The 13,062-nt window shown below is 72.8% G+C and carries 11 protein-coding genes; 8 read left to right on the forward strand and 3 right to left on the reverse strand.

Annotation, left to right across the window (positions count from 1 at the left end; genetic code table 11):
• Positions 1 to 24 precede the first annotated feature (24 nt).
• Positions 25 to 1,050 (forward strand): class II fructose-bisphosphate aldolase, encoded by a 1,026-nt coding sequence (fbaA, locus tag ACWDVW_RS03030; protein ID WP_350697607.1) that lies wholly within the window; start codon positions 25 to 27, stop codon positions 1,048 to 1,050.
• Between the two features lie 140 nt (positions 1,051 to 1,190).
• On the opposite strand, the gene ACWDVW_RS03035 is transcribed toward fbaA, so the two are convergent.
• Positions 1,191 to 2,447: an LOG family protein gene (locus ACWDVW_RS03035; protein WP_449944043.1), complete on the reverse strand. Its 1,257-nt coding sequence runs from the start codon at positions 2,445 to 2,447 to the stop codon at positions 1,191 to 1,193.
• A 252-nt stretch (positions 2,448 to 2,699) separates the two neighbouring features.
• On the opposite strand from ACWDVW_RS03035, the gene ACWDVW_RS03040 reads away from it, so the two are divergent.
• Positions 2,700 to 3,128, forward strand: coding sequence for a DUF3151 domain-containing protein (locus ACWDVW_RS03040; RefSeq protein WP_350697605.1), 429 nt, complete (start codon positions 2,700 to 2,702; stop codon positions 3,126 to 3,128).
• Positions 3,129 to 3,222: 94 nt separating this feature from the next.
• Here the strand turns inward: ACWDVW_RS03040 and ACWDVW_RS03045 are convergent, their stop codons facing one another.
• Positions 3,223 to 5,277 carry a chromosome partitioning protein gene (locus ACWDVW_RS03045; RefSeq protein ID WP_449944205.1) on the reverse strand — a complete coding sequence of 685 codons (2,055 nt, stop codon included), beginning with the start codon at positions 5,275 to 5,277 and terminating at the stop codon, positions 3,223 to 3,225.
• Between the two features lie 328 nt (positions 5,278 to 5,605).
• Positions 5,606 to 6,604: a hypothetical protein gene (locus ACWDVW_RS03050; protein ID WP_449944046.1), complete on the reverse strand. Its 999-nt coding sequence runs from the start codon at positions 6,602 to 6,604 to the stop codon at positions 5,606 to 5,608.
• 124 nt (positions 6,605 to 6,728) lie between these two features.
• Between ACWDVW_RS03050 and ACWDVW_RS03055 the strand changes: the two genes are divergently transcribed.
• The 6 genes from ACWDVW_RS03055 to ACWDVW_RS03080 all read left to right on the forward strand — a co-directional run bounded on the left by ACWDVW_RS03055 (position 6,729) and on the right by ACWDVW_RS03080 (position 12,955).
• Positions 6,729 to 8,018 carry an adenylosuccinate synthase gene (locus ACWDVW_RS03055; RefSeq protein WP_396744136.1) on the forward strand — a complete coding sequence of 430 codons (1,290 nt, stop codon included), beginning with the start codon at positions 6,729 to 6,731 and terminating at the stop codon, positions 8,016 to 8,018.
• A gap of 197 nt (positions 8,019 to 8,215) precedes the next feature.
• Positions 8,216 to 9,124 (forward strand): type IV toxin-antitoxin system AbiEi family antitoxin domain-containing protein, encoded by a 909-nt coding sequence (locus tag ACWDVW_RS03060; protein ID WP_449944050.1) that lies wholly within the window; start codon positions 8,216 to 8,218, stop codon positions 9,122 to 9,124.
• Positions 9,125 to 9,270: 146 nt separating this feature from the next.
• Complete coding sequence (gene purD / locus ACWDVW_RS03065) at positions 9,271 to 10,521, forward strand: phosphoribosylamine--glycine ligase (RefSeq protein WP_449944053.1); 1,251 nt, start codon at positions 9,271 to 9,273, stop codon at positions 10,519 to 10,521.
• Positions 10,522 to 10,967: 446 nt separating this feature from the next.
• Positions 10,968 to 11,606, forward strand: a complete 639-nt coding sequence (locus tag ACWDVW_RS03070) for an RNA polymerase sigma factor (RefSeq protein WP_449944056.1) — start codon at positions 10,968 to 10,970, stop codon at positions 11,604 to 11,606.
• On the forward strand, positions 11,603 to 12,202 hold the full coding sequence (locus tag ACWDVW_RS03075; RefSeq protein WP_449944059.1) for a hypothetical protein: 600 nt from the start codon (positions 11,603 to 11,605) through the stop codon (positions 12,200 to 12,202). The genes ACWDVW_RS03070 and ACWDVW_RS03075 overlap by 4 nt, the downstream gene beginning before the upstream one ends.
• A gap of 120 nt (positions 12,203 to 12,322) precedes the next feature.
• Positions 12,323 to 12,955: a hypothetical protein gene (locus ACWDVW_RS03080; RefSeq protein WP_350697598.1), complete on the forward strand. Its 633-nt coding sequence runs from the start codon at positions 12,323 to 12,325 to the stop codon at positions 12,953 to 12,955.
• Positions 12,956 to 13,062: the final 107 nt, after the last annotated feature.

Raw genomic sequence — 13,062 nt, forward strand, 5'->3', positions numbered from 1 at the left:
AGCGGCAAGTAAGGAGCGTTCGACATGCCCATCGCTTCCCCCGAGGCTTACGCCGAGATGCTGGACCGCGCCAAGGCCGGCCGGTACGCGTACCCGGCGATCAACGTGACGTCGTCGCAGACGCTCAACGCGGCGCTCAAGGGCTTCGCCGACGCGGAGAGCGACGGCATCATCCAGGTCTCCACCGGTGGCGCCGAGTACCTCTCCGGTCCGTCGGTGAAGGACATGGTCACCGGCGCGGTGGCGTTCGCCGCGTACGCGCACGAGGTGGCCAAGAAGTACCCGGTCAACATCGCGCTGCACACCGACCACTGTCCGAAGGACAAGCTGGACAAGTTCGTCCGGCCGCTCATGGCCATCTCGCAGGAGCGGGTCAAGAACGGCCAGGAGCCGCTCTTCCAGTCGCACATGTGGGACGGCTCGGCCGTGCCGGTCGCGGAGAACCTGGAGATCGCCGAGCAGCTTCTCGCCGAGGCCGCCAAGGGCAAGATCGTCCTGGAGATCGAGGTCGGCGTCGTCGGCGGTGAAGAGGACGGCGTCGAGAACGCCATCAACGACAAGCTCTACACCACGGTCGAGGACGGTCTCGCCATGGTCGAGGCGCTGGGCCTGGGTGAGAAGGGCCGCTACATGGCCGCCCTGACCTTCGGCAACGTGCACGGCGTCTACAAGCCGGGCAACGTCAAGCTGCGGCCCGAGGTGCTGAAGCAGATCCAGGACGCCGTCGGTGCCAAGTACGGCAAGGACAAGCCGCTCAGCCTGGTCTTCCACGGTGGATCCGGCTCGCTGCTCTCCGAGATCCGCGAGTCGCTGGACTACGGCGTGGTGAAGATGAACATCGACACCGACACCCAGTACACCTTCTCCCGTCCGGTGGCGGACCACATGTTCCGCAACTACGACGGCGTACTCAAGGTCGACGGCGAGGTCGGCAACAAGAAGCTGTACGACCCCCGGGTGTGGGGCAAGGCCGCCGAGGCCGGCATGGCCGCCCGGGTCGCGGAGGCCTGCGAGCACCTGCGCTCGACCGGCACCACGATGACCAAGTGACGTACTGACGTCGCCGACGACGGCGGCCGGTTCCTCCCACGGAGCCGGCCGCCGTCGCGTTTCTGGGCTTCGTGTGTAAGGAGGGGACCCCTACTAACGCCTGGTGCATAGCAGGGGTCCCCTCCTTTCACCGAGGTCGCTCAGGACGACGAGCGCAGGAGCAGGCGGACCGCCTCGTGCACGTCGTCGGTGAGGTGGACGGTGCCGGACAGGTCGCCGAAGGGTGACGTGGCCAGCAGCGGCTTCAGCAGCGACTCCACCGGCAGTTCGGTCGTCCAGTACTCGCGGTCCAGGAACACGTACGCCCCGCTGGCCCCGTCCGTGCCGTAGTAGGTCTTGGTGGCCGCCTGGAACACCTCCTGCACGGTGCCCGCCCGACCGGGCGCGAAGACGATCCCGCCCCGCGCCAGCCGCAGGATGGTGTCCTCGCGGATGGCGTTGGAGAAGTACTTGGCGATCCGGCCGGCGAACAGGTTCGCCGGTTCGTGGCCGTAGAGCCAGGTCGGCACGGCCAGCCCGCCGCAGTTGGCCCAGTCCAGGTCGCCGGTGGTCAGCGCGGCCGAGTCGGCCCGGTACGCGACGGCCGGCTCGGCTCCGTCCTCCGGTGGCGTGACCGAGCGACCGTACAGCTCCCGGACCCGCAGCGCCGCCGCCGTGTAGCGGTCGTGGTCGGTGAAGTCGGGTGCGGTGGCGAGCAGGTCGATGGCGGCGGTCAGGTCCTCGGCCGGTCGGGTCGACAGGTACGCGCCCAGGTTGGCGGCCTCCATCACACCCGGGCCGCCGCCGGTCACCACCAGGCGGTGGGCGCGCGCCAGCTCCCAGCCCAGCACTGCGGCCGTCCGGTACGGCGCGCTGCCCCGGCGTACCGCGTGCCCGCCCATCACCCCGACCACGGACTGCGGCCCGTGCGTGGTCAGCCAGGCCCGGGTGGCGTCGGCCAGGGCGTTGTCCACACCGTGGTCGTGCAGTCGCTGACCGAGCGCCTCACGTACGTCGGGCTGCGCCCCGCCGTGCGCGCGGAAGTGCGCGTACACGCGGCTGTCGTACATCGCCTCGAAGCCGCCCTCGGCGAAGCCGGCGGCCAGTTCCTCGGGGGTGTAGAGGTGCGGCGGCTGGGTCGGGTACGGCAGGCCCGAGAAGGGTGGCACCACGTTCGCGCCCCGCCGGACCAGGTCCGCGCCGACCTGCCGGGAGGCGAAGCGGCAGCCGACGAAGAGGGTTCCGGCGACCTCGATGTCGCTGAGGTCGGGGACCGGGTCCAGGTCCAGCCGGAGTCCCTGGACGGTCAGTCCGACCAGGGTTCCGTCGGCGAGCCGCCGGTCGAGTTCGGCCCGGGTCTGGATCTCGTTCAACCAGGTGTGCGGCTCGATGACGTCCGCAGGGGGTGGGGTCGGCACCCGGCCATCCTGCCCGGTTGCCGCAACCGCGCCCGAGCTGGCCCCGGCCCGACGAGACGATGGGGCGGGAGCCCGGCGGCCTGGCCGAGCTCCCGCAACTCCGGTTCCTGGGGAGGCTCCGGTCATTCAGTTGTAGTGGAAAGGACCGGGCGGCGGCATGGGCCGCAGGCGTGACGGACCTCTCGGCCGTTCAGTCAGCCGGCTCGCCGGACCCCCTCGCGGGCGCTGGCCGGAAGCGGGTTGAATGGGACGATGCAGAACCTCTTGCCGGAGCCCCCGGCCACGCTCCTGCCCGCACACGACGAGGCCGACTCCACGCTGGCCACGGCCGAGCAGGACGGCGGCGACGAGGCGTTGGCCGCGGTGGCCGCCCGGTTCCCGACGCACAGCGCCGCCTGGGCCGCGTTGGCCGCTCGGGCCCTCGCCGAGGGCCAGGTCGTCGCCGCGTACGCGTACGCCCGCACCGGTTACCACCGGGGACTCGACCAGTTGCGCCGCAGCGGCTGGAAGGGGCACGGGCCGGTGCCCTGGTCGCACGAGCCGAACCGGGGCTTCCTGCGCTGCCTCTATGTGCTGTCCCGTGCCGCCGACGCGATCGGTGAGGCGGACGAGGCCGCCCGTTGTGCCCAGTTCCTCCGCGACTGTGACCCGGCCGCCGCCGACGCGCTGGCCAGTAACTGACCGTCCGCCGAGCCGCCGGCTCGGAGCATGTGCTCCGTGGGCCGGCGGTTCGACGTGACGCCCACCGCCGAGACTGCGCAGTCAGAGCGGTGGTCTAGAGCCCCTCGGCGACCGAGGCGGCGATCTTGAGCCAGGCGTCCCGGGTCGCCGACGAGAGTTGGGCGTACCGGATCGGCTCGCCGGTGTCGATGAGCCGCTCGTACGGAGCCAGCAGCACGCCCCGGGTACGCGCGGCGAAGTGCTCCTGGATCGCGGGCAGGTCGATCTCCTTGCGGGACGGCGGCATGGAGACCACCGTGACCGCCTGCCGGACCAGCCGTTGCCGACCGCTCTGCTCCAGGTGGTCGAGCATCCGGGCGGCGGTCTCGGCCGAGTCGTTACGGGCCGACATGGTGACCACCAGTTGGTCGGTGGCGTCCATCGCGGCCTGCCAGTTCTGCGCCCGTACGTTGTTGCCGGTGTCCACGAAGATCAGCTTGTAGAACCGGCTGACCACCTCTCGGATCTCGCCGAAGGCCGAGGCGGTGAGCATCTCGCCGCCGGTGGCCGACTCGTCGGAGGCGAGGACGTCGAACATCCCCTCGCCCTGCGAACGGACGTACTGCGACAGGTCACCGACCCGCCCGTGGGCACCGTGGAACTGCCCCAGGTCGCGCAGCAGGTCCCGCACCGTACGCGAGTGGAAGTCCTGCTGGGCACGCATGCCGAGGGTGCCCTGGGTCTCGTTGTTGTCCCAGGCCAGCACGTACCCGCCGCGCTTCTGACCGAACGTCATCGCGAGCAGCAGGATGGCGACGGTCTTGCCCGCCCCGCCCTTCGGGTTGACCACCGTCACCTGCCGGAGGCCGCCGAAGTTGCGGCGAACCGTCTCGATGTCCCGCTTCAGTTCCAGCTCCTGCCGGCCGGGCGGCAGTTTCACCAGACCGGTGCGGTTCACCACCGCCCGTACGCCCATGGTGGCGACCGGGTCGGCAGGACGGACCTGCCGCCGCCGGGCGAAGTCCTCGGCGGTGGGCGGGACGCCCGGCTCGGCCGGGTTCCAGGCCGGATCCGGGTAGCCGACGGGCGTCGGGGTCGCGGCCGGGTGGGGCAGTTGCGGTGCCGGGGGTGCTGCCGTCGGGGGTGGCGCACCCTGCTGCCAGGGCGCCGGGTTCCAGGCCGGCTGCGGCGGGAACGGCCCGGGCGGAGAGTCCGCCTGGTGCGGCGCCGGGTACCCCGAGCCGTCCGCCTGGTGCGGAGGCGGGTACGCCGAGCCGTCCGGCTGTGGCGGCACCGCGCCGGGCTGAGGCGGCAGCGCACCAGCCTGCGGCGGCACTGCACCGGGCTGCGGCGGTATCGCGCCGGGCTGGGGCGGGAACAGGCCGGGCTGGGGCGGCGGCATGGGCACGCCGTGTTGCGGCACGGGCGGCACCGCCGTGCCCTGGTGCTCCGGGAGCGGGCCGACATGCGGCGTCGGGATCGCGTCCCGGTGCGGCGGCGGCACCGGGGTGCCGTGCTGCGGTGCGGGCACGGGATACGTCCCGGCCTGCGGCGGCACCGGCCGACCGGGCCCGGCCTGCGGCGGCACCGGCGGGAGCGGCTGCACGCCGGTGGCCCAGTCGGGACGTGGCGCACGGTCAACGGTCCCGGACGGGTCGCTGCCCTCCGGCGCGCCGGCGGTGGGGCGCTGCGGTGGTTGCGCCCAGGGCGACTCCGTCGACGGCCGAACCGGCGGCGGGCCGTCGCCGTCGCCGTCGAGGTGGTCGCCACCGCTCGCCGAGGTCTCGGCCGTCGCCGCCTCGGGTCCGCCGACCAGGTCCGGCCCACCGGCGGCGGCCGGGTCAACGTCGGTTGCGGGACGCGGGCCGGGAACGGCCGTCGCACCAGCGTTGCCGGGCGTGTCGTCGCGCGCAGGCGCGACCGAGGTCGGCCGGTCGAGAGTGAACGGCAGGTCCAGGTCGACCCGGCCGTGCTCCGGCTGCGTCGGCACGGGTGCCCAGCCGGTGGGCGGCGGCACACTCGCCCGTCCGCCGACAACCGGTGGTGGCACACTCGCCTGCCCGCTGGCCACGGGCGGCGGCACACTCGCCTGGCCACCGACGGGCGGCGGCGCGGGTGCCCATCCGGGACCCGGCGTCGCACCCGACTCGCCGCCGACACCGGCGGTCAGCGACGGGTAGTCGGCGGGCGAGGGCGGCCCGGCCGGTTGGCCGGTGGACGGCAGGTGACCCGGCTGACCGGCGGTCGGCGGCACCGGGTAGGCCGACCGGTCAGGAGCGGACGGCGCGGTGGGCGGCGTCGGCGGGGTCGCCCATGCGGGCGTGCCGAAGCCCTCGACCTGATCCGGCGGCCAGAGTGGTTCGATGTCCCGTTCCGGCGCCCCTTGCTGGCCGGGCACGTGCGCCCGGTCGGCGTTCTCGTCCACCACGGTTCCTCCCCCATTCCCTCTGCCGAGGATAGGCCCACCGGCCGACCTCGGCCGCCGACGCGGGGTGGGGTCAGACGGTCCAGACCGCCCAGGCGCCCGACTCGGTCCACCAGGACCGCTTACGGGTCAACTGCCCCTCCACACCGTCGTCCAGATACGGCAGCGCACCCTCGTCCCGGGGCAACACGGACACCGCCCGGCCCCGGGCCCGACGCACCTCCAGGCGTACCCGTCGGCGACCCAGCCGCGACCGGGTCACCACCGGGACCGCCACCGCCACCTCGACCAGCCCGTCCGTGGGGTCGGGCGCGGCGAGCAGGGTGACGTCGTCGAGCCGGGCGTAACCGGCGGCGTTGCCGATCGCGCAGGCCAGCAGCGGGTCGTCGCCGTGCGAGAGCACCGCGTCGTCCACCTCCACCCGACCACGCCAGTGCAACGGGCGTCCGTCCTCGGCGGCGGCACCGAGCAGCGCGCCGTCGAGCGTGACCGAACCGCCGTCGTTGCGCAGCAGGTCCAGTCGGCGGGGGGTGCCGTCGAGCACGGCGGCGGCCACCGCCGCCGGATCACGCGGCAGGCCGAGCTGCGCGGCGAGGTCCCGGTGTGTCGTGCTGCGGGCCGGGTCCAGCGGCAGTACGCCGACCGGCGGCAGGTCCGGCACGGTCCGGCCGTCGGCCAGGTCGGCCGGACGACGACTCGGCGGTGGGGCGTACCGCCGGACCAACCGGCGTATCACGGCCCGCAACTGTGCGTCACCGGCGACTGCCACCACGAGACGGACCTTGGAGTCCGGGTCGGGCCAGGTGAGCCCGTCCGGACGCGGCGGCGCGTCCAGTCGGGCCAGCACCTCGTCGATCTCCGCGTCCGAGCGGGCGGTCACCGTCTCGACTCGTGCGCCTCGGGCGGTCAGTGCGTCCGCGCAGGCCAGCACCGGTACGCGCGGGGTCTCGCAGCGTTCCGGGCGGTCCGGGGCAGCCTCGGACGCTCCGCCACAACAGGCTCCGCCGCTGCCACACCCGGCCCCGGGAGCGTCCCGCTCCGAGCCGAGGGTGAGCAGCACCACGTCGTACACGGGTAGGCCCCTCCTGCCTCTCGGCGCGACCCCTGCCGGTCGTGCCGTCACTACTTGTTAACCTGACACCCCGGGCTCGCTGACCGGTCGCCATCTGGCACCCGAGCCTTCTGGAGGCGAAGAGATGCCAGCGATCGTGCTCATCGGCGCTCAGTGGGGTGACGAGGGCAAGGGCAAGGTTACCGACCAACTGGGTGAGCGGGTCGACTACGTCGTGCGCTACTCCGGCGGCAACAACGCCGGGCACACCGTGATCACCCCTGACGGCCAGAAGTACGCGCTGCACCTCATGCCCTCGGGCGCGCTCTCCCCGAACGCCGTGATCGTCATCGGCAACGGCGTGGTGGTCGACCCGAAGGTGCTGCTGTCCGAGATCGACGGGCTCGCCGAGCGCGGCGTGGACGTCTCCCGGCTGCGCATCTCCGGCGACGCGCACCTGATCATGCCGCACCACCGGGCGCTGGACCGGGTGGTCGAGCGCTACCTCGGCAGCTCCCGCATCGGCACCACCGGCCGGGGCATCGGCCCCGCGTACGGCGACAAGGTCGCCCGGATGGGCATCCGGGTGCAGGACCTGCTCGACCCGGGCATCTTCCGCAAGAAGCTGGAACTCGCGCTGCGCGAGAAGAACCAGGTGCTGTTCAAGGTCTACAACCGCAAGGCGGGGGACGTCGACGCCACCATCGAGGAGTACCTGGAGTACGCGGAGCGGCTGCGGCCGTACATCGCGGAGACCCGGTCGATGCTCTGGGACGCGCTGGACCGGGGCGACACCGTACTGCTCGAAGGTGCCCAGGCCACCATGCTCGACATGGACCACGGCACGTACCCCTTCGTCACCTCGTCGAACCCGACGGCCGGCGGCGCCTGCGTGGGCGCGGGCATCCCGCCGACCGCGATCACGAAGGTGATCGCGGTCAGCAAGGCGTACACCACCCGGGTCGGTTCGGGTCCGTTCCCGACCGAGCTGTTCGACGACAACGGCGCGCACCTGCGCAAGGTCGGCCACGAGTACGGCACCACCACCGGCCGGGAGCGCCGCTGCGGCTGGTTCGACGCGGTGGTGGCCCGGTACGCCTGTCGCCTCAACGGCGTCACCGACCTGGTCGTCACGAAGCTGGACGTGCTCACCGGCCTGGCCACCGTGCCGATCTGCGTCGGCTACGAGATCAACGGCAAGCGCGTCGACGACATGCCGATGACCCAGACCGACTTCCACCACGCCACGCCGATCTACGAAGAGCACGACGGCTGGTGGGAGGACATCACGAAGGCGCGGACCGAGGACGACCTCCCCGAGAACGCCCGGCGCTACATCGCCCGCATCGAGCAACTCTGCAACACCCGCGTCAGCGTCGTAGGCGTAGGCCCCGGCCGCGAAGAAAACGTAACCCGCCACCCCCTCCTCCCCTAACCACCCCCACCCCACCCCTCCCTCCCACCCCACCCACCCCCTCTCCGCGTTGATCAAGAAGTTTTGGTCGCGGTGAGGGGGTCCGGGTGACCCAAATCCCTTGATCAACCCCGCTGGCGGCGGAGGTTGTCCACAGGGGGCGGCGGGTTATCCACAGGGGGTGGAGAAACGGGGGGTGTTGGCGGTGGGGTGGGGGGATGGGGGAGACGGGATTCGGGACGCGCAGCAGTGTGGTGACGGTGGAACAGGCGCTGTCGGCGGGGTTCACTCGGGGGCAGATCCGCCACCTGGTCCGGTCGGGGCGCTGGGTCAGGCTGGCCCGAGGCCGCTTCACGCCGTCCACCGAACCTGACCCGTTGGCGCTACGACGGGCCCGGATCCGGGCAGCGGTGGACAGTCTGGGGCCGGGGGCGGTGGCCGTACTGGGGACCGCCGCCGAGTTGCACGGGATCGCCGGGCTGCGTGCCGCGTCCGAGATCCACGTCTCGGTGCCGGTGCAGTGCCCGCGCCCGCAGCGGCGTACCGATCCGGAACTCGTCGTACACCAGTTGACGTTGGGTCCGGACGATGTCGACGTGCTGGCCGGTGTGCCGGTCACCAACGCTGTGCGTACCGTCGCCGACGTCATCCTGCGCGCGGAACGGTACCCCGCCGTCTGCGTCCTGGACTCGGCGCTCAACCGGCGGCTGCTCACCGAGGCGGACCTGGCGTCGATCCCCGCTCTGATCGCCGGACGGCGCGGTGCTGTCGCCGCCCGGCGGCACCTCACCGAGACGGACGGCCGAGCCCAGTCGCCGCTGGAGACGCGTGCCCGGCTGCGGTGCGTCGACGGCGGTGTCCCGCCGGACGTGCTCCAGGTGGAGGTGCGTGACGAGGACGGCTGGCTGCTGGGGGTCGGTGACCTGGGCTGGCGCCGGGCTCGCCTGATCGCCGAGGCGGACGGCAGGGGCCCACACGACGGACCGCAGGCGGTCTACGCGGATCGGATGCGACAGAACCGCCTGGTGAACGCCGGCTGGCGCATCCTCCGCTTCACCTGGTCCGACACCCTCCACCCCGACTACATCCCGCAAACCGTCAAACAAGCCCTCCGCACCCCCCACTAACCCCACCCACCCCCACTGCCCGCCCCCGCCCCGCCGGCCCCCGCCCCGCCGCGTTGATCAAGAAGTTTGAGCGTCGAGACGCCCAAATTGAGACGCAAACTTCTTGATCAACAGTGCCGGGGTGGGCGGTGGGTAGGATGCCGGCTGTGCGTGTTCTGTTGCTGGGTAGTGGTGGACGGGAGCACGCGCTTGCGCTGCGGCTCGCCGAGGATCCGACCGTCGAGCAGGTGATCGCGGCACCGGGCAATCCCGGGATCGCGGGCGTTGCCGAGCTGCGGGAGGTCGTGGCGACAGATCCCGAATCCGCGGCGGGGCTGGCGGTCGAGGTGGCTGCCGACCTGGTCGTGATCGGGCCGGAGGCGCCGCTGGTCGCCGGAGTCGCCGACGCGCTGCGGGCCAAGGGCATCGCGGTGTTCGGTCCGTCGGCTGAGGCGGCGCAGTTGGAAGGCTCCAAGACGTTCGCCAAGGACGTGATGACGGCCGCCGGAGTGCCCACGGCCCGCGCCCACACCTGCACCGACGCGGCGAGCACGGCCGCAGCGCTGGACGAGTTCGGGCCGCCGTACGTGGTGAAGAACGACGGGCTCGCCGCCGGCAAGGGCGTGGTGGTGACCGAGGACCGCGACGCCGCGCTGCGGCACGCCGCCGAGTGCGGTCGGGTGGTCGTCGAGGAGTACCTGGCCGGTCCGGAGGTCTCGCTGTTCGTGGTGACCGACGGCGAGGCCGCGGTGCCGCTGCTGCCCGCGCAGGACTTCAAGCGGGTCGGTGACGGTGACACCGGCCCGAACACCGGCGGCATGGGTGCCTACGCGCCGCTGCCCTGGGCGCCGTCCGACCTGGTCGACGACGTGATGCGCGACGTCGTGCACCCCACGCTGGCCGAGATGCGGAGTCGGGGCAAGCCCTTCGCGGGCCTGCTCTACGTCGGGCTGGCGATCACCGCCGACGGCCCCCGGGTGATCGAGTTCAACGCCCGCTTCGGTGACCCGGAGACCCAGGTGGTGCTCGCCCTGCTGGAGACTCCACTGGCCGGTCTGCTGCACGCCGCCGCCACCGGCACGCTGGCCGAGCACCCGCCGCTGGTCTGGCGCGACGGCGCGGCGGTCACCGTCGTGGTCGCCGCCGAGGGTTACCCGGCCCCGCCGCGTACCGGTGACGTGATCACGGGCGCGGACCGTCCGGGCGTCCTCCACGCCGGCACCGCCCGCCGGGCCACCGACGGTGCCCTGCTCTCCGCCGGCGGCCGAGTCCTCTGCGGTACGGCCACCGGCCCCGACCTGGCCGCCGCGCGCGACGCCGCCTACCAACTGGTACGCGGCATCACGCTGGCCGGGTCGCACCACCGTGGTGACATCGCGTCGTCCGCGATCGACGGCAGGATCACGCTCCCCGTCTGAGCCCACGGAGCCGGCGTCGGCCGCCCCGGCCACCCCGGCGGTGTGTCGACCGGCCCTGGCGGCTTCGCCCAGTCCGGCGGCGTCGGCCGGGCACGGCGGTGTCGATCGGTCCGGTGGCGTCGGCTGGTCCGGCGGCTTCGATCGGCCCGACGGCGTCGAACCGCCCGGCGGTGTGTTGATCGGGCTCGGCGGCCTCGCCCAGTCCGGCGGCCTCGCCCAGTCCGGCGGCCTCGCCCAGTCCGGCGGCGTTCGACTGGGATCGGCGGTCCGACCGGGATCGGCGGTCCGACCGGTCGGTCGGCTGTCCGGCTGCCCTGACGGTGCTGATCCGGTTCGTCGGGCGAGCCGCCGCGCCGGACGTCGGTGGCCGAACGGTCGGCGGTTCTGGTCGACGGGCCGCAACGCAACGACCTCCCCGCAGCGTATTTAGTGGCGAGGGAGGTGGGATGGAAGCCGACGAGTTCGAGACGTTCGTCCGCCGGTCCACTCCGGCGTTGCGCCGGTACGCACGTGCGGTCGCCGCCGACCCGGACCAGGCGGAGGATCTCCTCCAGGAGACCTACGTCCAGGTGGCCGGGGTGTGGCATCGCGTGTTCGCCGACGGCAACCCGTTCGAGTACGCGAAGACCACGATGATCCGACTGCACATCGGTCGGCTCCGGACGCTGGTCCGCCGCATCCGGCTCACTCCGGCAGCGTCACCGTTGGTCGTCGACGGTGGGACCGGCAGCAGCACCGAGGTCGGTCTCGGCCGCGTCACCGGGCGTGGGCCCGATCGCGTTGACGACGCCTGGCCCAGCGACGGCGTCGAGGACGGCTGGTCCGGTGACGGCGTCGAGGACGGCTGGTCCGGCGACGGCGTCGAGGACGCTGATCTGCTGCGTCGACTGCTGGCCGGGTTGCCGCCCGTGCAACGGGCGGTGCTCGTCATGGCGTACCTCGACGATCTGGACGACGCGGCGATCGCCGAGGCGATCGGGCGACGCCCGGCGACCGTCCGGTCGATGCGGCACCGGGCGCTCGACGCGATCCGCCCGGGTCTGTCGGGCGTCCGGGCCGAAGCCGGTCGGAAGGTGGCGGGATGACCGACGTCCGGGACGCGCTCCGCGAGGTCTGGGACGACGAGACCGACCGGTACCCGTCGGGTCCGGATCCGCTGCCGGGGGTGCGGGCCCGCCTGCGTCGTCGTCGCCGTCTCCAGGCCGTCGCCGTGGCGCTGGCCTTGTGCACGGTGGTCGGCCTGGGGGTCTTCACCGTGGTGACCGCCGGCCGACCGGCACCCGCGCCGCAGGTCGCGGCGACCGCCGGCCCCGCCGTGCCCGAACTGCGTGGCCTGCCGGCCTATCTGCGACCGGCCGATCCCGCCGAGGCGGTGCTGCGGATGGCCCGCCCGCAGGCGGTGCCGAGCGGCGACCGGGTGGCGTACGAGGGGGCCGGCCCGGTGATCCGGGTGGTCGCGGTCTTCGACTTCGAGGCGGCGCTGGGACTGCCCGGGGTGCCCCGCGAGGTAACGGTGGCGACTGTGGCGCAGGTGTTGGCCACGGACGACGTGGCGACCTCGACGGCGTACCTGTCGGCGTGGCTTCCCGACGGGCGTACCCTGTTCGTCTCAGTGACCGGGGACACGCCGCAGGTCCGTGCGGCGACGCTGGATGCGCTCGTCGAGGCCAACCTGGGCTGATCTTGGCCGGTCAGACCGGGTGGACCGGCCGATCGGCCCTGACCGTGCGGTTGACATCCCGTGTCACGATCATCGTGCCGGTGGCCTGGTCGGGCCGCCGGGTGCGGGGAGGAGGACAAGGTGACCGGCTTTCTGGCCACGGCACTCAGTTTCCCCACCGTGCTGTTCAGCTTCCTGCTCGTGGTCGTCGTCGGCTACTGGCTGCTGGTGCTGACCGGGGTGCTGGATCTGGGTGACGACCTGGACGTCGACGGCGGACCCGGTACGTTCCTCGCCGGGCTCGGGCTCGGCGGCGTACCCAGTGCGATCATCTTCTCCCTGCTCGTCGCGGTGGCCTGGTTCGTCAGCCTGGCCGGTACCGCGCTGCTCGACGGCATCGGGCTCGGCGCCGGTACCCGGATCGCGGTCTCGGTCGGCGTGCTGCTGGCCGCCGCGTTCTGCGCGTACGCGGTGACCCGGCTGATCGCGGTGCCGTTGGGACGTCTCTTCCCGACCGACTCGGACGCCAGCCGGAACACCTTCGTCGGCCGCCTCTGCGTGGTGCGGACCGGTACGGTCACCGCCGACTTCGGTCAGGCCGAGGTGACGGCGGCGGACGGCTCGTCGGCGGTGGTGCAGGTCCGGCAGCCGGGCGACGAGAAGATGACGGCCGGCAGTTCCGCGTTGATCTACGACTACGACACCGAGGGTGAGTTCTTCTGGGTGATGCCCGCCGGGCCCACCTTCGACCCCCTGAGACATGCCCCCGAGTAATCGCCCCTGGTGAGTCCGCTTCCGCGCGGATCACCCCGACCTCGTCCGAGGCGGTCGGTGCGAACCCCCTTCGTCCGGCCCGCCCGCCACGCTGCCCCTGACGTATC

The sequence above is a fragment of the Micromonospora sp. NPDC003241 genome, assembly GCF_053589795.1.

Coding starts and splice junctions, on each gene's coding strand:
- fbaA (WP_350697607.1), top strand. CDS start 25: ATGCCCATCGCTTCCCCCGAGGCTTACGCCGAGATGCTGGACCGCGCC.
- ACWDVW_RS03040 (WP_350697605.1), top strand. CDS start 2,700: ATGCAGAACCTCTTGCCGGAGCCCCCGGCCACGCTCCTGCCCGCACAC.
- ACWDVW_RS03055 (WP_396744136.1), top strand. CDS start 6,729: ATGCCAGCGATCGTGCTCATCGGCGCTCAGTGGGGTGACGAGGGCAAG.
- ACWDVW_RS03060 (WP_449944050.1), top strand. CDS start 8,216: ATGGGGGAGACGGGATTCGGGACGCGCAGCAGTGTGGTGACGGTGGAA.
- ACWDVW_RS03070 (WP_449944056.1), top strand. CDS start 10,968: ATGGAAGCCGACGAGTTCGAGACGTTCGTCCGCCGGTCCACTCCGGCG.
- ACWDVW_RS03075 (WP_449944059.1), top strand. CDS start 11,603: ATGACCGACGTCCGGGACGCGCTCCGCGAGGTCTGGGACGACGAGACC.